The 26,226-nt window shown below is 71.0% G+C and carries 27 protein-coding genes and 1 pseudogene; 18 read left to right on the forward strand and 10 right to left on the reverse strand.

The window, feature by feature from the left end; translation table 11 throughout:
- The first annotated feature begins 5 nt into the window (after window positions 1–5).
- From AB0C66_RS04235 to AB0C66_RS04285, 11 genes are all read left to right on the forward strand, one after another.
- Window positions 6–1,409 carry an MraY family glycosyltransferase gene (locus tag AB0C66_RS04235; RefSeq protein WP_362433368.1) on the forward strand — a complete coding sequence of 468 codons (1,404 nt, stop codon included), beginning with the start codon at window positions 6–8 and terminating at the stop codon, window positions 1,407–1,409.
- A gap of 276 nt (window positions 1,410–1,685) precedes the next feature.
- Complete coding sequence (locus AB0C66_RS04240; RefSeq protein ID WP_362432561.1) at window positions 1,686–2,141, forward strand: hypothetical protein; 456 nt, start codon at window positions 1,686–1,688, stop codon at window positions 2,139–2,141.
- Window positions 2,142–2,405: 264 nt separating this feature from the next.
- Entirely contained in the window at window positions 2,406–3,215 is an 810-nt protein-coding gene (gene atpB / locus AB0C66_RS04245) for a F0F1 ATP synthase subunit A (RefSeq protein ID WP_362432564.1), read from the forward strand.
- Window positions 3,216–3,289: 74 nt separating this feature from the next.
- Window positions 3,290–3,532, forward strand: coding sequence for an ATP synthase F0 subunit C (gene atpE, locus AB0C66_RS04250; RefSeq protein ID WP_020868408.1), 243 nt, complete (start codon window positions 3,290–3,292; stop codon window positions 3,530–3,532).
- A 37-nt stretch (window positions 3,533–3,569) separates the two neighbouring features.
- On the forward strand, window positions 3,570–4,130 hold the full coding sequence (locus AB0C66_RS04255) for a F0F1 ATP synthase subunit B (RefSeq protein ID WP_362432567.1): 561 nt from the start codon (window positions 3,570–3,572) through the stop codon (window positions 4,128–4,130).
- Window positions 4,127–4,942 carry a F0F1 ATP synthase subunit delta gene (locus tag AB0C66_RS04260; RefSeq protein ID WP_362432570.1) on the forward strand — a complete coding sequence of 272 codons (816 nt, stop codon included), beginning with the start codon at window positions 4,127–4,129 and terminating at the stop codon, window positions 4,940–4,942. Before AB0C66_RS04255 ends, AB0C66_RS04260 begins: the two co-directional genes overlap by 4 nt.
- Window positions 4,943–5,031: 89 nt before the next feature.
- The gene (gene atpA / locus AB0C66_RS04265) at window positions 5,032–6,603 is read left to right on the forward strand and encodes a F0F1 ATP synthase subunit alpha (protein ID WP_362432572.1); all 1,572 of its coding nucleotides are present in this window, start codon (window positions 5,032–5,034) and stop codon (window positions 6,601–6,603) included.
- 2 nt (window positions 6,604–6,605) lie between these two features.
- Window positions 6,606–7,520 carry a F0F1 ATP synthase subunit gamma gene (locus AB0C66_RS04270; RefSeq protein WP_362432575.1) on the forward strand — a complete coding sequence of 305 codons (915 nt, stop codon included), beginning with the start codon at window positions 6,606–6,608 and terminating at the stop codon, window positions 7,518–7,520.
- A gap of 4 nt (window positions 7,521–7,524) precedes the next feature.
- Entirely contained in the window at window positions 7,525–8,979 is a 1,455-nt protein-coding gene (atpD, locus tag AB0C66_RS04275; protein ID WP_362432577.1) for a F0F1 ATP synthase subunit beta, read from the forward strand.
- Window positions 8,980–9,086: 107 nt separating this feature from the next.
- Entirely contained in the window at window positions 9,087–9,464 is a 378-nt protein-coding gene (locus AB0C66_RS04280; RefSeq protein ID WP_362432580.1) for a F0F1 ATP synthase subunit epsilon, read from the forward strand.
- 118 nt (window positions 9,465–9,582) lie between these two features.
- A complete protein-coding gene (locus AB0C66_RS04285; RefSeq protein WP_362432582.1) occupies window positions 9,583–10,038 on the forward strand; it encodes a DUF2550 domain-containing protein in 456 nt (151 codons plus the stop codon).
- 39 nt (window positions 10,039–10,077) lie between these two features.
- Here AB0C66_RS04285 and AB0C66_RS04290 read toward each other — a convergent pair whose 3' ends face one another.
- Together AB0C66_RS04290 and AB0C66_RS04295 are read right to left on the reverse strand one after the other, a co-directional pair.
- On the reverse strand, window positions 10,078–10,773 hold the full coding sequence (locus AB0C66_RS04290) for a response regulator transcription factor (RefSeq protein WP_362432584.1): 696 nt from the start codon (window positions 10,771–10,773) through the stop codon (window positions 10,078–10,080).
- Entirely contained in the window at window positions 10,770–12,050 is a 1,281-nt protein-coding gene (locus AB0C66_RS04295; RefSeq protein WP_362432587.1) for a histidine kinase, read from the reverse strand. Before AB0C66_RS04295 ends, AB0C66_RS04290 begins: the two co-directional genes overlap by 4 nt.
- Window positions 12,051–12,211: 161 nt before the next feature.
- Between AB0C66_RS04295 and AB0C66_RS04300 the strand changes: the two genes are divergently transcribed.
- On the forward strand, window positions 12,212–12,772 hold the full coding sequence (locus AB0C66_RS04300) for a hypothetical protein (RefSeq protein ID WP_362432590.1): 561 nt from the start codon (window positions 12,212–12,214) through the stop codon (window positions 12,770–12,772).
- A gap of 75 nt (window positions 12,773–12,847) precedes the next feature.
- Here the strand turns inward: AB0C66_RS04300 and AB0C66_RS04305 are convergent, their stop codons facing one another.
- From AB0C66_RS04305 to AB0C66_RS04315, 3 genes and pseudogenes are all read right to left on the reverse strand, one after another.
- The gene (locus AB0C66_RS04305) at window positions 12,848–13,420 is read right to left on the reverse strand and encodes a cob(I)yrinic acid a,c-diamide adenosyltransferase (protein ID WP_362432592.1); all 573 of its coding nucleotides are present in this window, start codon (window positions 13,418–13,420) and stop codon (window positions 12,848–12,850) included.
- Between the two features lie 24 nt (window positions 13,421–13,444).
- Window positions 13,445–14,220 (reverse strand): annotated as a pseudogene (locus tag AB0C66_RS04310) (ABC transporter permease).
- Between the two features lie 33 nt (window positions 14,221–14,253).
- Window positions 14,254–15,036 carry an ATP-binding cassette domain-containing protein gene (locus AB0C66_RS04315; protein WP_362432594.1) on the reverse strand — a complete coding sequence of 261 codons (783 nt, stop codon included), beginning with the start codon at window positions 15,034–15,036 and terminating at the stop codon, window positions 14,254–14,256.
- An 81-nt stretch (window positions 15,037–15,117) separates the two neighbouring features.
- On the opposite strand from AB0C66_RS04315, the gene AB0C66_RS04320 reads away from it, so the two are divergent.
- From AB0C66_RS04320 to AB0C66_RS04335, 4 genes are all read left to right on the forward strand, one after another.
- Window positions 15,118–15,759, forward strand: a complete 642-nt coding sequence (locus tag AB0C66_RS04320) for a TetR/AcrR family transcriptional regulator (protein ID WP_362432596.1) — start codon at window positions 15,118–15,120, stop codon at window positions 15,757–15,759.
- Between the two features lie 80 nt (window positions 15,760–15,839).
- The gene (locus AB0C66_RS04325) at window positions 15,840–16,688 is read left to right on the forward strand and encodes a 3-hydroxyacyl-CoA dehydrogenase family protein (RefSeq protein ID WP_362432598.1); all 849 of its coding nucleotides are present in this window, start codon (window positions 15,840–15,842) and stop codon (window positions 16,686–16,688) included.
- Window positions 16,689–16,844: 156 nt separating this feature from the next.
- Entirely contained in the window at window positions 16,845–17,168 is a 324-nt protein-coding gene (locus AB0C66_RS04330) for an STAS domain-containing protein (RefSeq protein WP_055547659.1), read from the forward strand.
- 225 nt (window positions 17,169–17,393) lie between these two features.
- Window positions 17,394–19,949, forward strand: coding sequence for an ATP-binding protein (locus AB0C66_RS04335; protein ID WP_362432600.1), 2,556 nt, complete (start codon window positions 17,394–17,396; stop codon window positions 19,947–19,949).
- Between the two features lie 119 nt (window positions 19,950–20,068).
- Here the strand turns inward: AB0C66_RS04335 and nucS are convergent, their stop codons facing one another.
- Window positions 20,069–20,731 carry an endonuclease NucS gene (nucS, locus tag AB0C66_RS04340; protein ID WP_362432603.1) on the reverse strand — a complete coding sequence of 221 codons (663 nt, stop codon included), beginning with the start codon at window positions 20,729–20,731 and terminating at the stop codon, window positions 20,069–20,071.
- Window positions 20,732–20,942: 211 nt separating this feature from the next.
- Here nucS and AB0C66_RS04345 point away from each other — a divergent pair, with 211 nt between their 5' ends.
- Window positions 20,943–21,335 carry an SCO5389 family protein gene (locus tag AB0C66_RS04345; protein WP_362432605.1) on the forward strand — a complete coding sequence of 131 codons (393 nt, stop codon included), beginning with the start codon at window positions 20,943–20,945 and terminating at the stop codon, window positions 21,333–21,335.
- A 37-nt stretch (window positions 21,336–21,372) separates the two neighbouring features.
- Here AB0C66_RS04345 and AB0C66_RS04350 read toward each other — a convergent pair whose 3' ends face one another.
- On the reverse strand, window positions 21,373–22,407 hold the full coding sequence (locus AB0C66_RS04350) for an LLM class flavin-dependent oxidoreductase (RefSeq protein WP_362433370.1): 1,035 nt from the start codon (window positions 22,405–22,407) through the stop codon (window positions 21,373–21,375).
- Between the two features lie 223 nt (window positions 22,408–22,630).
- On the opposite strand from AB0C66_RS04350, the gene AB0C66_RS04355 reads away from it, so the two are divergent.
- The gene (locus AB0C66_RS04355) at window positions 22,631–22,948 is read left to right on the forward strand and encodes an ATP/GTP-binding protein (protein WP_362432607.1); all 318 of its coding nucleotides are present in this window, start codon (window positions 22,631–22,633) and stop codon (window positions 22,946–22,948) included.
- Between the two features lie 27 nt (window positions 22,949–22,975).
- Here AB0C66_RS04355 and AB0C66_RS04360 read toward each other — a convergent pair whose 3' ends face one another.
- The 3 genes from AB0C66_RS04360 to AB0C66_RS04370 form a co-directional block, all read right to left on the reverse strand.
- Window positions 22,976–24,067: an ABC transporter permease gene (locus AB0C66_RS04360; RefSeq protein ID WP_362432609.1), complete on the reverse strand. Its 1,092-nt coding sequence runs from the start codon at window positions 24,065–24,067 to the stop codon at window positions 22,976–22,978.
- The gene (locus AB0C66_RS04365) at window positions 24,064–25,233 is read right to left on the reverse strand and encodes an ATP-binding cassette domain-containing protein (RefSeq protein WP_362432612.1); all 1,170 of its coding nucleotides are present in this window, start codon (window positions 25,231–25,233) and stop codon (window positions 24,064–24,066) included. The genes AB0C66_RS04360 and AB0C66_RS04365 overlap by 4 nt, the downstream gene beginning before the upstream one ends.
- Window positions 25,234–25,316: 83 nt before the next feature.
- Entirely contained in the window at window positions 25,317–26,204 is an 888-nt protein-coding gene (locus AB0C66_RS04370; protein WP_362432614.1) for a hypothetical protein, read from the reverse strand.
- Between the last annotated feature and the right edge of the window lie 22 nt (window positions 26,205–26,226).

A 26,226-nucleotide genomic window follows, 5' to 3' on the forward strand; every position in this document is an offset into this window, starting at 1 on the left:
TACCTCTGGGGCAGCCTGTGCGTGAATACCTGCTCACTCTGTGCATCACGGCCGCGGTCACCTATCTCCTGACCGGGCCGGTGCGGAAGTTCGCCATCGCGGCTGGCGCGATGCCGGAGATCCGTGCCCGTGATGTGCACCGCGAGCCCACCCCGCGGCTCGGTGGCATCGCCATGTTCGGCGGGCTCTGCGCGGGGCTGCTGGTCGCCGCCCACCTCACCAACCTCAAGGACGTCTTCGAGCTGTCCAACGAGCCGCGGGCGCTGCTGTCCGGCGCCGGGCTGATCTGGCTGCTCGGTGTGCTGGACGACAAGTGGGGCGTGGACGCGCTGATCAAGCTGGGCGGCCAGATGATCGCCGCGGGTGTGATGGTGCTCCAGGGTCTGACCATTCTGTGGCTGCCGGTGCCCGGTGTGGGACCGGTCTCGCTCACCCCCTGGCAGGGCACGCTGCTGACGGTGGCGCTCGTCGTCATCACCATCAACGCGGTCAACTTCGTTGACGGGCTGGACGGTTTGGCCTCCGGCATGGTGTGCATCGCCGCCGCCGCGTTCTTCATGTACGCCTACCGCATCTGGTACGGCTACGGACTGGAGTCGGCCGCTCCCGCGACGCTGTTCGCCGCCGTGCTGATGGGTATGTGCCTGGGGTTCCTGCCGCACAACATCCACCCCGCGCGGATCTTCATGGGCGACTCCGGCTCGATGCTGATCGGCCTGGTGCTGGCGGCGGGTGCCATCTCCATCACCGGCCAGGTGGACCCCGACGCGATGAAGCTGTTCGCCGGGTCCGAGACGGCCGCGGTGCACGCCACCGTGCCCGTCTACATCCCGCTGCTGCTGCCGCTGACCGTGATCGCTGTGCCCTTCGCCGACTTGGTGCTGGCCATCGTGCGCCGCACCTGGCGCGGTCAGTCGCCGTTCGCGGCCGACCGCGGCCATCTCCACCACCGGCTGCTGGAGATCGGCCACTCGCACAGCCGGGCCGTGTTGATCATGTACTTCTGGTCGGCGCTGATCGCCTTCGGCGCGGTGGCGTACTCGGTGAACTCCGTCGGTACGTGGTTCGTGCTGGCGATCGTGGCGCTGAGCGGAGTGGGCCTGGTGCTGTTGCTGCTGCCGCGCTTCACCCCCCGGGTGCCGCGCTGGGCCGAGGGGTTCGTACCGCCGCGCTACCGCCGCGGATACCGGGACGCGCGAGCCCGGGAAGAGGCGGCGGTCATGGCGGACGGTGAGGCGGAGCCGGCCGTGGCGGCCGGGGAGTCGGCGGCCGAGGCCGAAGCCGGTACCGCTCAGGAGCCGTCGGAGGAGTCCGGGCGCCACCCGGTACCGGCCGGGATCAACGGCGCCACCGCGATCGGCGACCGCTCCCGGTTCACCCACCGCCGGAGGATCGGCACCCCGCGGTAACGCCGCGGTGAACTCCCCGATGATCACTGGGTGATCTCGGCCGAGGAGGACCCCACGGCGTCAGCACGGCGTCGAGTCCATAACTCCTGTGTGTGACGGGCAGCACACTTGGCAGGTAAAGACCTCATCAAATAGTTTGTGATACCGTTCACTAAACCCGGTGCCAGAGCCGAGGGACCGTAGTGCGACGGCCCTTCGTCGCGAGGTTCCCTCATCCCCGGGGATACGCTCGTCCACGACGAAAAGCTGCTTCCGACTCTTGCCGGAGAACCCTTCATGCAGTCCAACGACGCCCGAACGCTTCTGAGTTGCGCCGCGCCCACGGCCGTTGCCGGGGTGGTCGCTGTCGCTGTCAGTGCTGCGGTCGCCGGTGGCAAGGGCGCGCTCGGCGCCGCCTTCGGGGCGTTGCTGGGTGCCGCGGTGATGGCCACGGGCCTCATCGTGCTGGAGCGCACCGCCAAGCACCTGCCGCAGTTGTTCCAGATGATGGGCCTGGTTCTCTATATGGCCCAGTTCCTGCTGGTCGCGGTGGCGCTCGCGGTGTTCAGGGACACCACCTTGTTCTCCACCAAAGCCTTCGGCCTCGCACTGCTCGCCGCGGTACTCGTGTGGATCGCCGCACAGGCCCGCGCGCATATGAAGGCCAAGATCCTTTACGTGCAGCCCGAAGCCGAGGACGAACGTAAGCCCGGGGGGGCGAACAAGTCCGCTCCCGCCGGGACCACATCGTGATCGGTAGGGCCGGTATAAAGGCACGTCCGCTCACCTGCTATCGTCCGGTGCCATCTGAGGCACAGCGGGCGCAGGTAGCCGAACCCCCGTTTTCCGCGGGATGGAATCGGCGGCCCATGCAGCTGATGCCCGACACAGCATTCGGCTCCCCGCCGATCAGCCGCCCCCACATCCGTAAGACCAGTCCAGTGCCGCTCCGTGGCCGCGTGCCGCGCCGACACAACGAGGTTGCCGTACCCATGCGCCACGCTGAAGGAGCTCGCGGTGAGTGCTGACCAGACGCTCGCCTTCGAGACGAACTGCCACATCTTCGATGGGTGCGGCTTCCCGGCACCCGGACTTCATTCGTTCAAGTTCGAGCCGCTCTTCACGGTGGGCGGATTCGAGTTCAACAAGCCCATGCTGCTGGCCCTGCTGGGCACCGTCGCCGTCATCTGGTTCTTCTGGGCCGCCTTCGGCCGCGCCAAGGTCGTCCCGGGCAAGCTCCAGATGGTCGGCGAGGCGGGCTATGACTTCGTGCGCCGCGGGCTGGTCTACGAGGCCCTCGGCAAGGAGAAGGGTGAGAAGTACGTCCCCTTCATGGTCTCGCTGTTCTTCTTCGTCTGGATCATGAACCTCTGGTCGATCATCCCGGTCGCCCAGTTCCCGGTGACGTCGATCATCGCCTTCCCGGCCGGTCTCGCCCTGATCGTCTACGTCATGTGGATGTACCTGACGTTCAAGAACCACGGCTTCGTCGGCGGCTGGAAGAACATCACCGGCTACGACAAGGACCTCGGCGCGATCCTCCCGCTGATCGTGGTCATCGAGTTCTTCTCGAACGTGATCATCCGGCCCTTCACCCACGCGGTCCGGCTCTTCGCCAACATGTTCGCGGGCCACCTGCTGCTGCTGATGTTCACCATCGGCACCTGGTACCTGCTGAACGGGATCGGGATCGCCTACGCGGGCGCGTCGTTCGTGATGACGATCCTGCTGACCGCGTTCGAGCTCTTCATCCAGGCTGTCCAGGCGTACGTCTTCGTGCTCTTGGCCTGCAACTACGTTCAGGGCGCGCTCTCCAAAGGCCACTGAGCAGCCCAGTCCTCGCCCATCAGACGTCCGGTGGCCAACCCCCACCGGTCCATGAAACAGAAGGAAGAACCGGCATGTCCGCTCTCCAGACCCTCGCCGCCGACGGCGTCACCGGCAACCTCGGCTCGATCGGTTACGGTCTCGCCGCCATCGGCCCCGGCGTCGGCGTCGGCATCATCTTCGGTAACGGCACCCAGGCCCTCGCCCGTCAGCCCGAGGCGGCCGGCCTGATCCGTGCCAACCAGATCATGGGCTTCGCCTTCTGTGAGGCGCTCGCACTGATCGGTATCGTCATGGGCTTCCTCTTCAAGTCCTGACGCACCGCGTTGACCACCACAGACGGAAGGCACTGAGATGAACGCCCTGGTACAGGTGGCGGCTGAGGAGGAGAACCCCCTCATCCCGCCGATCCCGGAGCTGGTCATCGGCCTGATCGCCTTTGCCATCGTCTTCGTATTCCTCGCGAAGAAGCTCCTCCCGAACATCAACCGTGTTCTGGACGAGCGTCGCGCGGCGATCGAGGGCGGGATGGAGGAGGCCGAGGCCGCCAAGGCCGAGGCCCAGCAGGTCCTCGAGGACTACCGCGCCCAGCTCGCGGACGCTCGTCATGAGGCCGCGCGCCTGCGCCAGGAGGCGCAGGAGCAGGGTGCCGCGCTCATCGCCGAGATGCGCGCGGAAGGCCAGCAGCAGCGTGAGGAGATCATCGCTGCCGGTCACGCCCAGCTCGCGGCCGACCGCAAGCAGGCCGCTCAGGCGCTGCGGCAGGACGTGGGCAAGCTCGCCACCGACCTGGCCGGCAAGATCGTCGGCGAGTCCGTCGAGGACGTCGCCCGGCAGAGCCGCACGATCGACCGGTTCCTCGATGACCTCGAGGCCAAGGCCGCCGATGGTTCGAAGGCCGAGGCCGGCCGATGAACGGAGCGAGCAGGGAGGCACTGGCAGCCGCGCGTGAGCGCTTCGACGCCTTGACGGACAACACCTCCGTCGACGCGTCGGCGCTCGCCGATGGGCTGGCCGCCGTCACCGCGCTGCTCGACCGCGAGGTCTCCCTGCGTCGGGTCCTCACCGACCCGGCGCAGCCCGGCGAGGCCAAGGCCGAGCTGGCCGGACGCCTGCTGGGCGGGCAGGTCGGCGGCGAGACCGTCGACCTGGTCTCCGGCATGGTCCGCTCCCGCTGGTCGCGCCCGCGCGATCTGGCGGACGCGGTCGAGGAGCTGGCGGCCGCCGCCGACCTCGTGGCGGCCCAGCGGGCCGGCACTCTCGACAATGTCGAGGACGAGCTGTTCCGGTTCGGCCGGATCGTCGCCTCCACGCCGGAGCTGCGCAGCGCGCTGGCCGACCGGAGCGCGAGCGCCACGGCCAAGGCCGACCTGGTGCGCCGGCTGCTCGGCGGCCGGGCCGACCAGGTCACCGAGCGTCTGGTGGTGCGTCTGGTCACCCACCCGCGCGGACGTAGCCTGGAAGCGGGTCTCGACGAGCTCACCAAGCTGGCCGCGGCGCGCCGCGACCGGACGGTAGCGGTCGTGACCTCGGCGGTACCGCTCAGCGATCAGCAGAAGCAGCGCCTCGGCGCGGCTCTTGCCCAGCTGTACGGCCGCCAGGTCCACCTCAACCTCGATGTGGACCCGGAGGTCCTCGGCGGGATCGCCGTGCGCATCGGCGACGAGGTCATCAACGGGACCATCGCGGACCGCCTCGACGAGGCGGCCCGCCGGATGGCCGGCTGACACAGCCACCAACTCAACAAGCATGTAAGCGGCCCGAGTTGGGCCGTAGTCAGATACTTCGGGCCCAACAAGGAGAGCAGGGAACCCAGATGGCGGAGCTCACGATCCGGCCGGAGGAGATCCGGGACGCGCTGGAGAACTTTGTCCAGGCGTACAAGCCGGACGCGGCCTCGCGCGAGGAGGTCGGTACGGTCAGCGTTGCCGGCGACGGCATCGCGAAGGTCGAGGGGCTTCCCTCGGCCATGGCGAACGAACTGCTGAAGTTCGAGGACGGGACCCTCGGTCTCGCCCTGAACCTCGAGGAGCGCGAGATCGGCGCGGTTGTCCTCGGTGAATTCAGCGGGATCGAGCAGGGCCAGCAGGTGCACCGCACCGGCGAGGTCCTTTCGGTCGCCGTCGGCGAGGGCTACCTCGGCCGCGTCGTCGACCCGCTGGGTGCCCCGATCGACGGCCTCGGCGAGATCGAGACCGACAGCCGTCGCGCCCTCGAGTTGCAGGCCCCCACGGTGATGGACCGCAAGTCGGTGCACGAGCCGATGGAGACCGGCTACAAGGCCGTCGACGCGATGACCCCGATCGGCCGCGGCCAGCGTCAGCTGGTCATCGGTGACCGTCAGACCGGCAAGACCGCGCTGGCCGTCGACACGATCATCAACCAGCGCGACAACTGGCGCTCCGGCGACCCGAAGAAGCAGGTCCGCTGCATCTACGTCGCCATCGGCCAGAAGGGCTCCACCATCGCCGGCGTGCGCGCCGCGCTGGAGGAGGCCGGTGCGCTGGAGTACACCACCATCGTCGCCGCCCCGGCGTCCGACCCGGCGGGCTTCAAGTACCTGGCCCCCTACACCGGCTCGGCCATCGGTCAGCACTGGATGTACCAGGGCAAGCACGTCCTGATCGTCTTCGACGACCTGTCCAAGCAGGCCGACGCCTACCGCGCCGTCTCCCTGCTGCTGCGCCGTCCGCCGGGCCGTGAGGCGTACCCGGGTGACGTCTTCTACCTGCACTCCCGGCTGCTGGAGCGCTGCGCCAAGCTCTCCGACGAGATGGGCTCCGGTTCGATGACCGGTCTGCCGATCGTCGAGACCAAGGCCAACGACGTGTCGGCGTTCATTCCGACCAACGTCATCTCCATCACCGACGGCCAGTGCTTCCTGGAGTCGGACCTGTTCAACGCCGGTCAGCGCCCCGCGCTGAACGTCGGTATCTCGGTCTCCCGAGTCGGTGGCTCCGCGCAGCACAAGGCGATGCGCCAGGTCTCCGGCCGGCTCCGGGTGGACCTCGCCCAGTACCGCGAGCTCGAGGCGTTCGCCGCCTTCGGCTCCGACCTGGACGCGGCCTCCAAGGCGTCGCTGGAGCGCGGTGCGCGCATGGTCGAGCTGCTGAAGCAGACGCAGTACGCGCCGTTCTCCACCGAGGACCAGGTCGTCTCCGTCTGGGCCGGTACCAACGGCAAGATGGACGACGTTCCGGTCGAGGACATCCGCCGGTTCGAGCGTGAGCTGCTGGACCACCTGCACCGTGAGCAGAAGGGCCTGCTGACCTCCATCGTCGAGGGCGGCAAGATGTCCGACGACACCATCGCGGCGCTCGGCGAAGCGGTGGACTCCTTCAAGCGGCAGTTCGAGACCTCGGACGGCAAGCTGCTGGGCGAGGGCTGAGCATGGGCGCCCAGGTCAAGGTCTACAAGAGGCGGATCAAGTCCGTCTCCGCGACCAAAAAGATCACCAAGGCGATGGAGATGATCGCCGCCTCGCGCGTCGTCAAGGCGCAGCGCCGGGTGGCGGCCTCGACTCCGTACGCCGAGGAGCTCACCCGGGCGGTGACCGCGGTCGCCACCGGCTCCAACACCCAGCACCCGCTGACGACGGAGGCCGACAACCCGGCGCGGGCCGCCGTGCTGCTCGTCACGAGCGACCGGGGTCTGGCCGGCGGTTACTCCTCCAACGTCATCAAGGCGGCCGAGCAGCTCACCGGGCGGCTCACCGCGCAGGGCAAGGAGGTCGACACCTACATCGTCGGCCGCAAGGGCGTGGCCTACTACGGCTTCCGTGAGCGCAAGGTCACGGAGTCGTGGACCGGCTTCACCGACAACCCGACCTACGCGGACGCCAAGAAGATCGCGGGTCCGCTGATCGAGGCCGTGCTCCAGCAGACGGCCGAGGGCGGTGTGGACGAGCTCCACATCGTGTACACCGAGTTCGTGTCGATGCTGACGCAGTCGCCGGTCGAGAGCCGACTGCTGCCGCTCAGCCTCGAGGACACGGCGGAGGAGCAGACCAAGAAGGGCGAGATCCTCCCGCTGTTCGACTTCGAGCCGTCGGCGGAGGACGTCCTCGACGCCCTGCTGCCGCGGTACGTCGAGTCGCGCATCTACAACGCTCTCCTCCAGGCCGCCGCCTCCAAGCACGCGGCCACCCGGCGGGCGATGAAGTCGGCGACCGACAATGCCGAAGAACTGATCAAGTCGCTCACGCGGCTTGCCAACGCGGCCCGCCAGGCCGATATCACCCAGGAAATCAGCGAGATCGTCGGTGGCGCGAGCGCCCTGGCCGACGCCTCTGCGGGGAGTGACTGACACTATGACCACCACTGTTGAGCCGACCGCTGCTGGTGGCGTGGCCACTGGCCGCGTCGCGCGGGTCATCGGCCCGGTTGTCGACGTGGAGTTCCCCGTCGACGCGATGCCGGACATCTACAACGCGCTGACCGTCGAGGTCGCCGACCCCTCCGCCGAGGGTGCGACCAAGGTCCTCACCCTCGAGGTCGCCCAGCACCTCGGTGAGGGCGTCGTCCGCGCCATCTCCATGGAGCCCACCGACGGTCTGGTCCGCCAGGCCGTGGTGACCGACACCGGCGACGGCATCACGGTGCCGGTCGGCGATGTCACCAAGGGCCGGGTGTTCAACACCCTCGGCAAGATCCTCAACGACCCCGAGGCCGAGTCCGAGGTCACCGAGCGCTGGTCCATCCACCGCAAGGCCCCGGCCTTCGACCAGCTCGAGTCCAAGACCGAGATGTTCGAGACCGGTCTGAAGGTCGTCGACCTGCTGACCCCGTACGTCAAGGGCGGCAAGATCGGTCTGTTCGGCGGCGCGGGCGTCGGCAAGACCGTCCTCATCCAGGAAATGATCATGCGTGTGGCCAAGCTGCACGAGGGCGTTTCCGTGTTCGCCGGTGTCGGTGAGCGCACCCGTGAGGGCAACGACCTGATCGAGGAGATGGCCGAGTCCGGCGTTCTCCCGCAGACCGCGCTGGTCTTCGGTCAGATGGACGAGCCCCCGGGCACCCGTCTGCGGGTCGCCCTGGCCGGTCTGACCATGGCGGAGTACTTCCGCGATGTGCAGAAGCAGGACGTGCTGTTCTTCATCGACAACATCTTCCGCTTCACCCAGGCCGGTTCCGAGGTCTCGACCCTGCTCGGCCGGATGCCCTCCGCGGTGGGCTACCAGCCGAACCTGGCCGACGAGATGGGCATCCTCCAGGAGCGCATCACCTCGACCCGTGGACACTCGATCACCTCGATGCAGGCGATCTACGTCCCCGCGGACGACCTGACCGACCCGGCCCCGGCGACCACCTTCGCGCACCTCGACGCGACGACGGTGCTCTCCCGGCCGATCTCGGAGAAGGGCATCTACCCGGCGGTGGACCCGCTGGACTCGACGTCCCGGATCCTGGACCCGCGCTACATCTCGCAGGACCACTACGACTGCGCCTCGCGCGTGAAGTCGATCCTCCAGAAGTACAAGGACCTCCAGGACATCATCAACATCCTGGGCATCGACGAGCTCGGCGAGGAGGACAAGCTCACCGTCTTCCGCGCCCGCCGTATCGAGCGCTTCCTGTCGCAGAACACCCACGCGGCGAAGCAGTTCACCGGCCTCGACGGATCGGATGTGCCGCTGGACGAGTCCATCGCCGCGTTCAACGCGATCGCCGACGGTGAGTTCGACCACTTCCCCGAGCAGGCGTTCTTCATGTGCGGTGGCCTGGACGACCTCAAGGCGAAGGCCAAGGAGCTGGGCGTCTCCTGACCCGGTGACTCCTGGAGAGGGGTGGGCCCGGTCCCGCCCCTCTCCGAACGCCCGTTATTCTGTGACGAAAGCCCTGTCGTACCCGGCAGGTAGACCCGAGGAGCCACATGGCTGCTGAGCTGCATGTCGAGCTGGTCGCGGCGGACCGTAGTGTCTGGTCCGGCACGGCCTCCTTGGTCATCGCCCGCACCACATCGGGTGACATCGGCGTGATGCCCGGCCACCAGCCGCTGCTCGGTGTCCTGGAGTCCGGCCCGGTGACCATCCGGACGAGCGACGGCGGAACCGTTGTCACCGCGGTGCACGGCGGATTCATCTCGTTCGCGGACGACAAGCTCTCGCTGCTGGCCGAGGTCGCGGAGCTGTCCGACGAGATCGATGTCAAGCGTGCGGAGCGTGCGTTGGAGCGTGCCAAGGCGGAGGCGGACGCCGCCGCCGAGCGGCGCGCCGACGTCCGGCTGCGCGCGGTGGCGGGAGTGCACTGAGCCTGTCACGTACGGTCGAGAACCTCAGCCGCGGACCTCGCTGGAATTTTGCTTCAGCGGTCCGCGGCTGAGGTGATGCAGGTGCGGTTTTCCGGATGACGCGAGGAGGTCGGTGAAGATGGTCCTCGCTCTGCTTGTGGGCGGCGTGGTCGTCGCGCTGGTGGTGGTGGGACTCTTCGTCTTCGGTCTGCGGCGGCGGCTGATCCAGCGCTCCGGCGGAACCTTCGACTGTTCCCTCCGCTGGGGCACGGACGGTACCGAGAGCCGGGCCGAGCCGAGCGGCAAGGGGTGGGTGTACGGGGTCGCCCGCTACAACGGGGACCGCGTCGAGTGGTTCCGCGTCTTCTCCTATGCCTTCCGGCCCCGCCAGGTGCTCGAGCGCGACGCCATCGAGGTACTGGAGCGGCGTACGCCCAAGGGTGAGGAAGAGCTGGCGCTGCTCTCCGACGCGGTGGTGCTCGCCTGCCTGCACCATGGCACCCGGCTGGAGCTGGCGATGAGCGAGGACGCCCTGACCGGCTTCCTGGCCTGGCTGGAGGCGGCCCCGCCCGGCCGTCGGGTCAACGTGGCCTAGGCCCCCGTCGGGTCGACGTGGCCCAGGGCTCCGGCGGGTTCAACGCGGTCCAGGGCCCTCCACGCCCAGCTCCTGGGCCAGTACCGCGGCCTGCACCCGGCTGCGCAGCCCCAGTTTGGCCAGCACCCTGCTGACATGGGTCTTCACCGTGGCCTCCGCCATGGTCAGCCGTTCCGCGATCTCCGCGTTGGACAGCCCCTGCCCCAGACAGCCCAGCACCTCCCGTTCGCGCGGGGTGAGCGAGGCGAGCGCCTGGGCGTCCGCGCCGTCACCCGCGGAGGGCGGGGCACCGGTCCGGCCGAACTCGGCGATCAGACGGCGGGTCACCGCCGGGGCGATCAGCCCCTCACCGCGGCCGACCGTACGGACGGCCTCGATCAGCGTCGCCGCGTCGCTGTCCTTGAGCAGAAAGCCCGCGGCACCGGCGCGCAAGGCGCCGAAGACATACTCGTCGAGGTCGAAGGTGGTCAGCACCAGCACATCGGCGAGACCTTCCGAGACCACCTCACGGGTGGCCGACACCCCGTCCAGGCGCGGCATCTGCACATCCATCAGCACCAGATCGGGGCGCAGCGCCCGGGCCATCTCCACCGCCCGGCGGCCGTCGGTGGCCTCGCCGACCACCTCGATGTCGGGTGCCGAGCGCAGGATGAGAACGAGCCCGGAGCGCACCGCGGCCTGGTCCTCGGCGACGAGCACCCGGAGGGTCCGCGGTGGGCTGGCTGGCTGGGTCACTGCGGCTCCTGGTCGCTCGGGGAGTGGGCGGTGTTTCCGGCGTTTCCGGTGGTCGTGGTGTTCCGGGCGGTCTCGGCGGCGAGCGGCAGGGTGGCCCGGACCCGCCAGACCCTGCCCGCGGGGCCGTCGGCCGGTCCGGCGTCGAGGGCGCCCTCGAGCAGCGAGACCCGCTCCCGCATCCCGATCAGCCCGCTGCCGGAGCCCGGTGCCCGGGGCGCCGCGCGGTCCTCGCCGTACGGACTGGTGACGCAGACCTCCAGCGGGCCGTCCGGGAGCCGGGCCAGCCGGACGTCCACCCGGCCGGGCCCGGCGTGCTTGACCGCGTTGGTCAGGGACTCCTGGACGATGCGGTACGCGGCCAGCTCGACCGGCGCGGGCAGTGGCGCGGCGTCCCCGGGGCGCTCGTCGCGCAGGACGAACTCCTGGCCGCCGGAGCCCGCCACGGCCGTGGCACGCGCCTGGTCCAGCAGGCTGTCCAGGGCGTCCAGGGTGGGCGCGGGCGCCGGTGCGCCCTCGTCCCCGGCGTCCCGCAGCAGGCCGATCAGCCGTCGCATCTCGGCGAGGCCGCGCACGCTGTTCTCCCGGATGACGCCGAGCGCCTGGTCGGTGGCGGCGGCGTCCTTCAGCGAGAGCGCGGCGGTGGAGTGGATGGCGATGGCGGACAGATGGTTGGCCACCATGTCGTGGAGTTCGCGGGCCATCCGGGCGCGTTCGGCGGTGACCGCCTCCCGGCGGTCCAGTTCGGCCAGGAGCGCGGTCTGCTCGGCGCGCAGCCGTTCGGCGGCGGCGGTGTCGCGGTGCTCGCGGATGGCCCAGCCGGTCCAGGCGGGGGTCAGCACCACCAGTCCGACGACGACTCCGATGAGCAGGGACGCCGGGGTGCGGTAGACCGCGATCGGTACGAGCGTGGCCACGACCGTCAGATAGACCGTGGCCAGTGGAATCTTGCGGCCCATCGCGGGGGTGCCGTACACCACGGCCGCGTACAGCACATCGGTGAACATCACGATGGTGGCGATCAGCGAGCCCGCCAGCTGGTCGGCGGCGAGCGCGGGCACCGCCACGCACAGCGCGACCGCGGGCGCGGTTCTGCGCAGCAGCTCCGCCCCGGCCATCACCACCAGCGGGATCAGGGTCAGGGCCGTCGGTTCCCGGGGGAACTCGTCCCCGCCGATCAGTCCGAGGGACCACATGATCACTCCACCGGCCAGACCGGCGAGAGCGATCAGCACATCGTCGCGGTGCGGACGCTGGAGCAGACGGGGGCGGGACGGCATGCACCCATCCCATCACGGGCGAGGGAGGCGATCCTCGGCTCGCGGGCGGGCTCGGGCGGGCCGTGCCTACATCGAAGGATGCAGTCGGCTTTCATCGCCTCCGACGACGCGGCGGCCCGGATCGCACGGGAGCGTTGAGGGCGGAGCGAGAGGAGCCATCCGTGATTGTCGCGTTGATCATCGCCTGCGAGGTCGGGTTCTGGGTACTGCTGGCCGTCGGTCTCGGCCTGCGGTACCTGGCGAAGATGCCGAAGGCGAGCGTCGTGGTGCTGTTGTGCGAGCCGCTGCTGGAGCTGGTGCTGTTCGTGGCCACCGCGATCGACCTCAAGAACGGGGCGGAACCGGACTGGAAGCACGGGCTCGCCGCCGTCTACATCGGCTTCTCGGCGGCGCTCGGCCATCAGACGGTCAGGTGGGTGGACGCCCGGGTGGCCCACCGCTTCTTCGGCGGTCCGCCGCCGGTCAAGCCGCCGAGGTACGGGACGGCGCGCGCGGTGCACGAGTGGAAGACCGCGCTGCGCTGGATGCTGGCGGCGGTGATCGCGATGGCGCTGTTGCAGGGGGCGATCTGGTACGTGGGGGACGACGGGGACATCGGCTCGCTGCGGGCCTGGCAGACGAAGATGCTGTACCTCATCGGCATCAACGCGATCATCGCGACGAGCTACACGCTGTGGCCCAAGCGGGAGCCCGAGGGCGCCCGGTCCTCGCTGCTGAAGTGAGCCACCTCGCGCACGGGGCCGGGGCCGGGGCCGTGTCAGTGGCCCCGGCCCGTACGCGTCGGCGCCCTGGGGGTGTCAGCGGTTCTCGCCGGGCACCCAGAGCACGTCGCCGGCCTCCTTGTTGGCCGAACGGGCCAGGATGAACAGCAGGTCCGACAGCCGGTTCAGATAGGTGGCGGTGAGCGGGTTCATGGAGTCCGCGTACGTCTCCAGCGCCGCCCAGGTGGAGCGTTCGGCGCGGCGCACCACCGTGCACGCCTGGTGCAGCAGGGCGGCGCCGGGGGTGCCGCCGGGGAGGATGAAGCTGCGCAGCTTCTCCAGCTCCGCCAGGAAGCGGTCGCAGTCCGCCTCCAGCTTGTCGATATAGCTCTGCTCGACGCGCAGCGGCGGGTGTTCGGGGTTCTCCACCACGGGGGTGCACAGGTCCGCGCCCACGTCGAACAGGTCGTTCTGGACGCGGACCAGGACGGTGGCGAGCTCGGCGGGCAGCCCGCCCAGCGCGATGGCCACCCCGATCGCGGCGTTCGCCTCGTTCGCGTCGGCGTAGGCGGAGATCCGCGGATCGGTCTTGGCGGTGCGGCTCATATCGCCGAGGGCGGTGGTGCCCGAGTCCCCGGTGCGCGTGTAGATACGGGTGAGATTGACCATGGGGCCGAGCCTACGCGCCGTGGCTCATGCCCCGGCCTGCCGGAAGAGCCGGGCGCCGAGCGTCACCGCGACCACCGCGAGCCCGGTGGCGACCAGTGCCGCCAGCGCGATCTTGCCGTCCCCGTACTCACCGGCGAAGGCGGCCCGTACGCCGTCCACGAGATAGCGGAACGGTACGCAGTGCGAGGCCACGTCGAGCCAGCGCGGCCCGAGCGTCATCGGCAGCAGCACTCCGGACAGCAGCATCGCGGGCATGGTGAGGGAGTTGATGACGGGGGCGAACTCCTGCGGGGTGGCGACCCGCATGGCCAGCGCGTACGACAGCGAGGCGAGCGAGAGGGTGAGCACGCCGACGAAGACGAAGCCGATCGCCACCCCCGCCACGGGGCGCGCAGCCCCATCACCGTGGCGACGGCCACCAGCACCAGGGACTGTGTCAGCAGCTGGACGACGTCCTTGAGCACCCGGCCCATGAGCAGCGCCAGCCTGCTGACCGGGGTGACCCGCATCCGCTCGATGATGCCGAGGCGCTTCTCCAGCACCAGGCCGATCCCCGCGAACGACGCGCTGAACAGGCCGAGTTGGATGAGGATGCCGGGGACGACGATCCGCCAGGAGTCGCCGTCGCCGTTCAGCGGCAGATCCTCCAGCAGCGGGCCGAAGAAGACCAGGAAGAGCAGCGGCTGGACCAGCCCGAAGACCAGGGCGGGGGTGGAGCGCAGCGTCTGGCGGGCGTAGCGGCCGAAGACGAGCGCGGTGTCGGACAGGACGTGGGGCACGGATTTCCCTTCCGGGAGCATGGGTTGGCCGGTGTGGCCGGCCGGGACGCGGGTTCAGACGGTGAGCGGGGCGGGGTCGGGCCGTGGGGTGCCGCGGCCGGTGAGGGCGATGAAGGTGTCCTGGAGGGTCGCCTCCGGTGAGCCCCCGTACGCGGCCTTGAGCTCTGCCGAGGTGCCCTCGGCGGCGACCCGCCCGTGGTCGACGATGACCAGCCGGTCGGCGAGCGCGTCGGCCTCGTCGAGGTAGTGGGTGGTCAGGAACACCGTCATCCCGTCGTCGTCGCGCAGCGCGCGGATCAGGTCCCACAGATCGGCGCGGCTGCCGGGGTCGAGGCCGGTGGTCGGTTCGTCGAGGAAGAGGATCTTGGGCCGGTGGACCAGGCCCAGGGCTATGTCCAGACGCCGCCGCTGGCCGCCGGAGAGCGCGCCGCAGGGGCGGTCGAGCAGGTCGGCGAGGCCGAGGTCCCGGGCCAGCTCGGTGGCGCGGGCGGCGGCCCGGCCCCGGGCGAGCCGGTACAGCCTGCCCTGGGTGACCAGTTCCTCCCGTACGGAGACGGTCGGGTCGACCCCGCCGGTCTGGGCGACGTAGCCGATCTCGCGGCGTACCCCGGCGGGGTCGCGGGCCAGGTCGTGCCCGGCGACGGTGGCGGTGCCCCCGGTGGGCGGGAGCAGGGTGGTGAGCATGCGCAGCGTGGTGGTCTTGCCCGCGCCGTTGGGCCCCAGGAAGCCGAGGATCTCGCCCGGTTCGACGGTCAGATCGATGCCCCGTACGGCCTCGACGGGGCCGCGCTTGGTACGGAAGGCGCGGGCGAGCCCGCTGGTGGTGAGGACTGCCATGCTCCACAGAAAACCAGGCACAGCCCAAATTTGCAATGACCCCAAAATTTCAACGGCCCCAGCGAAGCTAGGATGGGCGCTATGGCGGAAGGGCTCAGGGAGCGGAAGAAGCGGCAGACCAGGCAGTACATCTCGGACGTGGCGACCGGGCTGTTCCTGGAGCGCGGGTTCGACGCGGTCACGATCGCGGAGATCGCGGAGGCCGCCGAGGTGTCCGTGAACACGGTCTACAACTACTTCCCGGCCAAGGAGGATCTGTTCTTCGACCGCGAGCAGGACATGGTCGAGGGCCCCTCGCGGTGTGTGCTGGCCCGGAGGCCGGGGGAGTCGGCCGCGCACGCGCTGCTGGAGTGTCTGCGCCGGGACATCCGCGACCGGAGCCCGTATGTCGGTCTCGACCCGGGCTTCCCGCGGTTCATGCGGACCGTGCAGGAGTCGTCGACGCTGGTGGCCCGGTTGTTCCGGATGCAGGGACGCACCGTCGACCGGCTCGCGGCCGTGCTGCGTGACGAGACCGGGGCCGCGCCCGAGGACCCGGCGCCCGACTTCGTCGCCCACCAGCTCGTCGGCTTCCAGACCGCCGTTTTCCGCACCGTCGCGCGCGCGATGGCGGAGGGCGAGAATCCGGATCGTGTCGCCGAGGAACTGCTCCGGAAAATCGACGTCATGGAGGGGCTCCTCAGCGAGGCCGTCCTCAACTATGCGGCGAAGAACACACCGTGACTCGCCTTACTAAGGGCTGCCACGGAGGGTGAACGGGCGTTAAGGTCCCGCACATCAGCGTCGATCGAAGGGTGTGTGTCGTGGCCAGGAAGCTCGCGGTCATCGGAGCCGGACTCATGGGGTCCGGTATCGCGCAGGTCTCGGCTCAGGCGGGCTGGGACGTGGTGCTGCGCGATGTGACCGACGAGGCGCTGCGGCGCGGTACGGACGGCATCCGGGCCTCGTACGAGAAGTTCGTCGCCAAGGGCAAGCTGGAGGCCGAGGCGGCCGAGCAGGCCCTCGCCCGGATCACCACCACCACCGACCTCGACGCCGCCGCCGACGCGGATGTCGTGGTCGAGGCCGTCTTCGAGAAGATCGAGGTCAAGCAGGAGATCTTCCGGACCCTCGACGGGCTGGTCAAGGACGACACCATCCTCGCCTCCAACACCTCCGCGATCCCGATCACCAAGATCGCGGCGGCCACCGGGCGTCCGGAGCGGGTGGTCGGCGCCCACTTCTTCTCGCCGGTGCCGATGATGCAGCTGTGCGAGCTGGTGCGCGGATACAAGACCAGTGACGAAACCCTCGCCGCCACACGGGAGTTCGCCGAGAGCGTCGGCAAGACCTGTATCGTCGTCAACCGCGATGTCGCGGGCTTCGTCACCACACGTCTGATCACCGCGCTCGTCGTCGAGGCGGCCAAGCTGTACGAATCCGGGGTCGCCACGGCCGAGGACATCGACATCGCCTGCAAGCTGGGGTTCGGCCATGCGATGGGACCCCTCGCCACGGCCGACCTCACCGGCGTGGACATCCTCATGCACGCCACGGACAACATCTACACCGAGTCCCAGGACGAGAAGTTCGCACCGCCGGAGATCATGCGTCGCATGGTCGACGCGGGGGACATCGGCCGCAAGAGCGGCGAGGGCTTCTACCGCTACTGAGGGCCCGGGCACCGCGCCAGGCCCAGGACTCACCCTCACGGGTGAATTCGGTATCGGTTCGCTTACAAGCGGCAACTTCGTCGCGTGAGGGGCAGTCAGTTCTGTAGACAGAATGGCTCATTGACGACACACGACGCACCGTAGTGGGGAGCGCATATGCACATCAGGGGCGACCACGCCGAGCTGGTCGTCGGGGGCCGACTGGATGTCCGAAGCGCGGCGGACGCCCGGACGGCCCTGCATACCGCCGTCGACTCCGGCGGTGGGGATCTGGTGCTGGACCTCACCGAGCTGGACTCCTGGGACGCCACCGGGCTCGGCGTGATCATGGGCGCCCACCGGCGGGCCGGCCGGGCGGGCCGCAGGCTGGTCCTGCGCGGCGTCCCGCCGCAGATGCAGCGGCTGCTGGTGGCCACCCGGCTGCACCGCATCCTGGCGATCGAGGGCGGCCTCGAGGCCGAATCCCTCCCGCGCGTCTGACACCGCGGACGCCCGGCCTCTCGGATCCCGCCATGGCGCGGGCTCCGAGAGGCCGGGCGGTACCGGGGTGGCGTGCCCTCCCTCCCGGGGAGTGGATACTGTGAGAAGGTCTAGGGTTCGGTACCGCCGAGCCCTTTCCCTACGGCGGCACCGGACCAGAAGCGACGGCGGGGCCGGGGAGCCACACCGCACGCCACGCACTGGGGGGCCATGACCATGGAGCCGATGAACCGCGGACCGGAGGAGCACGGCCGCGACGACGCCGCCGCCCGTCCGGAGGAACCGGCGCACCCGGCGGACGGCCACGGCTCCCCGGCCCTGCCCACCCCGCCGCCTCCGGGTGATCCGCTCCTGCCCCATCTGGACAGCGAAGCCCCGGCGCCCGCCCGTACCGCCCGGATCGTCTCCGGTGACCATCTGCTGACCGTCAACCCCGTGGACGGCAGCGAGATAGCGCCCTGCCCGCCCGGTGCGCGGCCCGAGCGGCCCGAGCGGCGCGGCACCGGGGACCGCGCCGAGCTGCGCCGGGCCGCCGTCGCGCCGCCCCCCTCCGGCACCGTGGTGCCCGAGCTGCCCCTGCTCGAGCGCGAGGAGGAGCGGGAACGGCTGTCCCGGCTGCTCGCCCGCGGCCGCTCGGTACGGGTCACCGGCCCCTCCGGCGCCGGGCGCAGCGTGCTGCTGGAGGCCGTCGCCGCGGACTGCGAGCGGCTCGCCCCGGACGGTGTGGTGCGCCTCTCCGGCTACCGCCGCACCCCCACCGACCTCCTCCATGACCTCTACGCCGCCGTCTACCGCGCCCCGCTGTACCGCCCCGACCGGGCCGAACTGCTGGCGGCCGTCCGGGAGATCGGAGCCGTGGTCGTCCTCGACGACATCGACTTCGGCGGCGCCGCGCTGGACGAGTTCCTCGACGCGACCCCCGAGTGCGCCTTCCTGATCTCCGCCACCCCCGGGATCGCCGCGCCCTCCGCCGACTCGCACCTCGAGGAGGTCTTCCTCTCCGGCCTCAGCCGCACCGCCGGTCTGGAGCTGCTGGAGCGCGCCGTCCGCCGTCCGCTGACGGAGGAGGAGGCGAGCTGGGCCGCGGATCTGTGGTTCGAGTCCGAGGGGCTGCCGCTGCGCTTCGTCCAGGCGGGCGCGCTGCTGCGGCGGCGCGAGGAGCGGGGCGGCGGACCGCTGCCCAGCCGCGCCGAGGCCGCGGCCCCCGTGGCGCCGCTCGCCCGGCAGCTCGGCGGGGCGGCGCAGGACGCCTTGCGGTTCGCGGTCGCGCTCGGCGGCGAACTGCCGCACCAGGCCCATCTGCCCGCGCTCACCGAGGACCCCCACGCCGACGCGGCCCTCGGTGAGCTGCTCGGCTGCGGTCTGGTCACCACCGCCGGATCGCACTACCGGCTGGCCGCCGGAGTGGCCGCGCAACTCGCCGACGAGGGGTTCGCCGGGGACGCCGCCGAGTCCGCGGGGCGGGCGCGCACCGTCGCCCGGCACTACGCCTGGTGGGCCGGACACCCCTCGGTCGCCCCCGAACGGGTCGCCGCCGAGGCGGACGCGGTCCTCGGGGCCATGACCACCCTGGTCGCCAGCCGTGCGGCGGACCACGCCGACGCCGCGGTGGCGCTGGCCCGCGCCGCCGCCCCCGCCTTCGCCGCCGCGCTGCACTGGGGCGCCTGGGAGCGTGCCGTCCGCCATGGCCAGGAGGCGGCCCGGCTGGCCGGACAGGTCTCCGACGAGGCGTACTTCCACCATGAGCTGGGCGTCCTGGCCCTGTGCGCCGGCAATCTCGACCGGGCCCGCGCGGAACTGGAGGCGTCCATCGGGCTGCGCGGCGTCCTCGCCGACAAGCGGGGCACGGTCGCGGGACGGCGGGCGCTGGCCCTGGTGACCGACCGTACGGCCGGGTCGTCCATGGCCGACGCGTTCGGCACGGCGGGCGGCGGCGGTCGTACGGCGGCGGGTGAGGAGGTCCCGGCCGCCCGCCACGAGGAGTCGGCCTCCGCGCCCGGCGCGGTGGACCCCGACACCGAGATCACCGTCGTCCAGCCCAAGGCGGCGGCGACCAGCCCGCCGCCCTCCGTCGGTACGGCCGCCGCGGCGGCGTCCGAGACAAGCGTCCTCGCCGCGGTGACCTCGCGGAACGTGGCGGCCGCGGCGGGGACTCAGAGCCCCGCGGGGAAGCCGCCCGCCGCGGGGCCGGACGACCACCCGCGCGGGCTGCGGCGGCTGGCGGCGGCCGGTGCCCGGCGCAATGTGATCGCGGCCGCCTCCGGCGCGCTTCTGGTGGCGGTCCTCGGCACCGTGGTGACCCTGGGCGCCGCCTCCGACGACAGCGACGGCCCCGGCGACCGCGTCAAGCCCGATCGCACCGCGTCCCAGCAGGACGACGATCCGGACCTCACCGCCGACGACCCGACCAGCGGCACCGACCAGGACTCGCGGTCGGGGCCGACCGGGGTGCCGCGGTCCTCCACCTCGCCCTCCACACCGGCCGGCGGTACACCGGACGGGACGACCTCCCCGGGCGATCCGTCGACCAGCGGTACGCCCACCGAGACCGGCGGGCCGACCTCGCCGTCGCCGGACCCCACCACCCACCGCCCCACCCACCGGCCGACGACCCGGCCGCCGAGCACCGCCCCGACGACGCCGGACGACCCCACGGACGATCCGAGCCCGTCGACCACACCGCCCACCACGGCGCCCACGCCCTCCGGGCACTCCTCGACCACGGCCAGCGCTCCGACCACCCCGCCCGCCACCGCCTCGTCCTCGTCGGTCCCGGCCTAGGCGCTGTGCGGAGAGGTCGCCGACGCGACGCGTCCGCGCCGAAGGCAAACGACCGCATTCGCGCCGGGCGTGAATGCGGTCGGATGGCCTGAAGTAGCGGGTGTGGCCGGGCGGATCCGTCAGAAGAGGCGGAGCTTGTCGTCCTCGATGCCACGCAGCGCGTTGTAGTCGAGGACGGCGCAGCCGATACCGCGGTCCGTGGCCAGCACCCGCGCCTGCGGTTTGATCTCCTGGGCGGCGAACACGCCCTTCACCGGGGCGAGATGAGGATCCCGGTTGAGCAGCTCCAGATAGCGGGTGAGCTGCTCGACACCGTCGATCTCACCCCGGCGCTTGATCTCCACCGCCACGGTGGTGCCGTCCGCGTCCCGGCAGAGAATGTCCACCGGGCCGATGGCGGTGGGGTATTCACGCCGAATAAGCGTCCAGCCATCGCCAAGTGTCTCGATCCGATCGGCCAGCAGTTCCTGGAGGTGGGCCTCCACACCGTCCTTGATCAGGCCCGGGTCGACACCGAGTTCATGCGAGGAGTCATGGAGGACTTCCTCCATGGTGATGATGAGCTTTTCCCCCGCTTTGTTCACGACCGTCCACACATCGTCATCGCCCTCTTTGAGGGTGCATGGCGGAGACATCCAGTTGAGGGGTTTGTAGGCCCTGTCGTCCGCGTGAATGGACACACTGCCGTCGGCCTTGACGAGGATCAGGCGGGGTGCCGAGGGCAGGTGGGCGGTGAGACGGCCGGCGTAGTCCACGGAGCACCGGGCGATGACGAGACGCATGGTCGGCAACGCTACTCGACGGCGGCTGCTCCACGCGATTCGTCCGGCGATGGACCTGTTCGGCAATGGCTGGTTGTGTGCCCATTCTCCTGGTGCGGGGGGAGTGGCCGAATTACCGTTGAAGCGGGCGGTCGCCGGACGGGTACGCTCCGTCGCCGTCCGCCCATCCCATCCCTGAGACCCCGCACCCGGGGTCGCGAGAGGAGAACCCATGTCGCTCGACGTCTCACCGGCCCTTCTGGAACAGGCCGAGCGAGGCGAGGTCGACGAAGCGGAATTCGTCGACTGCGTCCGGAACTCCCTACCGTACGCATGGGAGATGATCAGCTCCCTGGTGGCCCAGCTGAAGGTGGACGGCGGAGAGTTCGCCGACAACCAGACGCCTCCGCCGGACGAGCAGACACGCGGTCAACTGCTGCGCGCACTGGCGAGTGACGCGATACGCGGCGCGCTCCAGCGCCACTTCGGGGTCCGGCTGGCCTTTCAGAACTGTCACCGGGTGGCCGTCTTCCCGATGGACGCGTCGGCGAATGAGCGCCTCGCGCGCTTCACCTCGGTTCGGGGGCAGTTGCTGAACCAGTCGCCCGAACTGCGCGACTGCTGACGCGATGACCGCTGCCGCTCCCTCAGGGGGAGGTGTATCAGCACAGGAGCGGCAGCACCTCACCACCGAGCCTGCGCACATTCTCCTCCGTGGTCGCGAGGTCCCCCGACCCCTCGACCAGCAGCGCGAACCGGCGGATCCCGGTGCGCTCCGCGGTGGCCGCCAGCCGGTCGGCGCACAGCCGCGGCGGGCCGACCGGATGCAGCTCGCACAGCAACTCCGCATAGGCCACCGGATCGCGCATCCGGCGCCGCCGCCCGTCGACGGTGACATGGGCGCCGAGCCCCTGGCGCAGCCAGCCGGGCATCGCCTTGATCAGCGTCTCCGCGGCCTCGGGGCGCGCGTCCGCGATCTGCACCACCCCGGCCGAGACATGCTCCGCCGCCTCGACCTCGTCGGATGAGCGCCCCGCGGCGAGCGCCGAGCTCCGCCACAGCGCGACCGCCTCGGCCTTCTCCTCGTCACCGCAGTGCATACCGAGCAGCATGGGCAGCCCGCGCTCGGCGGCGAGCCGCACACTGCCGGGCGAGGTGCAGGCCACCACCACCGGCGGGGAGACCGCCGCCCGCTCGCCGAGCGGATCCTCACAGCGCGGCACCACCGGCACCTCACGGAAGGCGAACCGCTCTCCCTCCGCCCCCACCCGCGGCTCATGGAGCCAGCGCAGCAGCAGATCGAGGGATTCCGGAAAGCCGTGCTCGAACGCCTCCAGACCGGACCCGAAGACCTCCAGATCCACCCAGGGCCCTCCGCGCCCGACGCCCAGCGTGAACCGGCCGCCGGAGACCAGGTGCAGCAGCGCCGCCTGCTCACCCAGCGCGACGGGATGCGCCGTCGGCAGCACGCTCACCGCCGTGCCGACCCCGAGCGTGCGGGTGCGGCCCAGCAGATGGGCGGCGAGGGTGACCGCGGACGGACATACCCCGTACGGAACGAAATGGTGCTCGGCGAGCCAGACCGCGTCCAGCCCCGCCACCTCCGCCAGCTCGGCCGAGCGCACCGCCCGGTGCAGCGCCTCCTGCTGTCCCTGGCCCGGGAATTGAGCCGCCAGGATAAAAGCCCCCACATGCATCGCCATCTGCCTCCTTGCCACGGATCGTCCGCGGACGCGGGCATACCCCCTCATGGGCATTAACGCCTGACACGTGCCAAGGGCACGGCTTGGCAAGAAGTTTTCATGATGATCAGAGGGTGGGGGTGGACGACGGCTTTCCGGGTGCGTGACCGTAACGCGTAGGCTGGTCACAGCCCGTAGCCCCCAGCGATGTCGCGCTCTGAGTTGTCGAGGTGCCACTGTGTCCCCACGCCGAAACCGCCCGCGAGGCGGCGAGCAGCCCGTCGGCCGTGAGGGTGCCGACCGCTTCGGTCTGGAGCGCACCGAGAGCTGGCAGGACGAGGAGTGGGTGGTGCGGCAGATCAGCGGGGCGGGCGCCACCAAGCACTACCGCTGCCCCGGCTGCGACCAGGAGATCCCGCCGGGGGTGCCCCATGTGGTCGCCTGGCAGCAGCACTCGGGGGCCGATGACCGCCGCCACTGGCACAAGGCGTGCTGGAACGCGCGGGACCGCCGGAGCGCCAAGCTCCAGCGGTCCCGTGGCGCACCGAAGTACTGAGCCCGAAGGCCCTTGGACGTCGGGCCGTCAGACGTCGCGCTTGTCCAGCAGCGCGAAGGCGGCGACCAGCGCCGCGCCGGTGACCCCGGCCAGCGCGCCCAGCTGCGACCAGCCGTTGCCCAGATCGTCGGAGAGCTGGAACAGCGCGGCCAGTGCGTTCGGCGAGGAGTACTTCTGCATGGTCTCGCCGAGCCCCCGAAGGCTCTCGGACATCATCAGGAACGCCGGGAGGATCGCCGGGAGCAGCACCACACCGAGCATCGCGGTGATCGCGCCCGCGGAGTGCCGCAGCATGGAGCCGACGGCCAGCGAGAGCAGCCCGAGCAGCGACACATAGAGCCCGGCGCCGATCGTGGCACCCACCATCTGCTCACTGGTGGGCTCCATGATGCCCGGGCCGCTGTGCATCCCCGATCCGGCGAACGCCACCAGCGCCAGCGAGACGGTCGTGGTGGTGAACGAGAGGGTGAAGAAGACCAGCGCCTTGGCGGTCAGCACCCGCGCACGCTGCGGGCAGGCGGTGAAGCTGGTGCGGATCATCCCGGTGCCGTACTCGGAGGAGACCACCAGTACGCCGAGCGTGACGAGGCACAGCTGACCCAGCAGGGTGCCGAAGAAGCCGGGCAGGGTCGGGGGAGCGGAGACGTAGTCCTGGTCGCCGGTGCTCGCGGCCACCAGCAGCCCGATCCCGACGACCAGCGCGGTCATCACGCCCAGCGTCCAGATCGTGGAGCGCACCGACTTGATCTTGGTCCACTCGGAGGCGAGGGCGTGCCCGAGGTTGGTGCCCCGGATCGGGATGGGCGAGGTGTACGAGCCCACGCCGGCGTACGGCTGGGACGGGTTGGCCCCGGCGGGCGGCGGCGTCGGCTGCGGCATCTGCGGCGGGGCCGGCTGCTGCGGAGGCATCTGCTGCGGGTGCCCGGCCTGCGGAGGCATCTGCTGCTGCGGCGTCTGCTGCGGGGGCATCTGGTGCGGGTGCGCGGTCTGCGGCGGCATCGCGGGCGGCGTCTGCTGCTGCGGCGGCCCCGGCGGGGCGGTCTGCGGCGCCGGCGGCATCTGCGGGGGCGTCTGCGGCGGGACGGGCGCCGACTGGGGCTGGTGGTACGGGGTCGTCATCGGGCGTCCTCGCTGTCGCGCTTGGTCATGTCGGGAACCGAGGCCGGGGCAGCGGCCGGTGCGGCCTGAGGAGCGGCGTGCGGCGCGGCGTGCGGCGCCGCGGGCGGTTCGGCGTACCCCGGCAGCACGGTGCCGGGCGGGAAGCCGCCGGGTCCCGTGGGCTGGCCCGGCATCCCCGGGGCGTAGCCGTACGCCCCGCCCTGCGGCGGCATCCCGGGGACCGGCTCCTGGAGACCGGCGCGCTGGTCGGCGGTGGACCGGTAGTCCACCGCGCCCGACGTCATCCGCATATACGCCTCTTCCAGCGATGCCTGGTGCGGCGAAAGCTCCCAGAGGCGGATACCGGCCCCGTGCGCCAGATCGCTGATCCGCGGCAGCGGCAGCCCGGTCACCCGCAGGGCGCCGTCCTGCTCCGGCAGCACCTGGCCGCCAGCCTCGCTCAGGGCGGAGGTGAGCTTCTCGCGGTCCTCCGGCGCGCCCTCGGGGGTGCGGACGCGGGCGAAGTCCGCCGAGTTGTACGAGATGAAGTCCCGGACGCTCATATCGGCGAGCAGCTGTCCGCGCCCGATGACGATCAGGTGGTCCGCGGTGAGCGCCATCTCGCTCATGAGGTGACTGGAGACGAAGACGGTGCGGCCCTCGGAGGCCAGCTGCTTCATCAGGTTGCGGACCCAGAGGATGCCCTCGGGGTCCAGACCGTTGACCGGCTCGTCGAAGAGCAGCACCTGCGGATCGCCGAGCAGCGCGGCCGCGATGCCCAGGCGCTGGCCCATACCGAGCGAGAAGCCCTTGGAGCGCTTGCCGGCCACGCTCTGGAGGCCCACCACGCCCAGCACCTCGTCCACCCGGCGGGCCGGGATACCGGACAGCTGGGCCAGGCACATCAGGTGCTGGCGTGCGCTGCGCCCGCCGTGCACCGCCTTGGCGTCGAGCAGGGCACCCACCTGGCGCGGTGCGTTGGGGAGGCGGCGGAACGGGTGGCCACCGATGGTGACCTGCCCGGCAGTGGGCTGGTCGAGCCCCAGGATCATGCGCATCGTCGTCGACTTGCCTGATCCGTTGGGGCCCAGGAAGCCGGTGACGGCACCCGGCCTCACCTGGAACGACAAGTTGTACACGGCTGTCTTGGCGCCGTAGCGCTTCGTCAGACCGACTGCCTGGATCATTCTCCGCCCCTCGTGCAAATGGGTCCGGGGCGCGAGCCCCCGTGAGGGTTAGGAGGATAGCGGTGGGTTGACGGTTCCTTCCCCTAGGAGAATGAGAGCGCATCGTAATCACGGGCCCCGGGCGGCCGGGGAGGCCCGTCCCCGGCGTCCTCGGCGTAGCGCCCGAACGCCGCCCCCCGCGGCAGCGCCCAGCCCTCGTCCCGGAAGGCGCGGGCGGCCGCCTCCCGCACCGCGGGATCGGCGCCCGCGCGCCCGACCCAGGAGCGCGGATCCGGGCCGAGCAGGGTGCGCAGCCGGGCCGAGGCGGCCAGCAGCCCGGTCAGCAGCGCGCCCTGGTCGCCACCGCCGGGCAGCGGCGCCGTGGCGTCCGGGTTCCGCAGCACCCCGCGCCTTCCGGCGTAGAGGTACCCGCCGCCGAGCCGCTCCCCGGACGGCAGCACCATCGGGAAGTCCGTCCCGGGCAGCAGCACCCTCCGGTAGTTGGGGTACTCGGTGTCGTCCACGGCCGCGAGCTGCTCGGTGTCCAGCCAGCTCACCACCAGCGGGGTGCGCGCGGACGCAGCGGTGTACGGCGCCGAGGGGACGTAGCCGTAGCGCGCGATATGCGCCGAGCAGCCGACCGCGATCCCGGTGATGTCCACCGGGACCATGGGGACGGCGTACGGGGTGCCCGGCCGGGACAGCTTGTGGTGCAGCTGGGCGGGGGAGGCGTTGGAGCCCACGGCGATGACGGGGGTGCGCGCACCGGCCGTCGGCACGCCGAGCCGGGCCAGTGCGGCGTCGAGCGGTACCCGGTGCCCGTCCGGCCCGGCCACCGGCCAGCTCCCCAGCCGCCCCTCCCCGGGCTCCATCGGCCACAGCTCACCGCCGGTGAGCAGGGCGGGGGAGGTGACGGGCCGGCCGGGGTAGCAGAGCGGCTCCCGGGCAGGCACCTCGGCGAAACCGAGAGCGGCGAGACGGCGGTCGATCACACCGCGAGCCTACGCGCGGGGT

Source organism: Streptomyces sp. NPDC048636, assembly GCF_040650655.1.
Classification (GTDB): domain Bacteria; phylum Actinomycetota; class Actinomycetes; order Streptomycetales; family Streptomycetaceae; genus Streptomyces.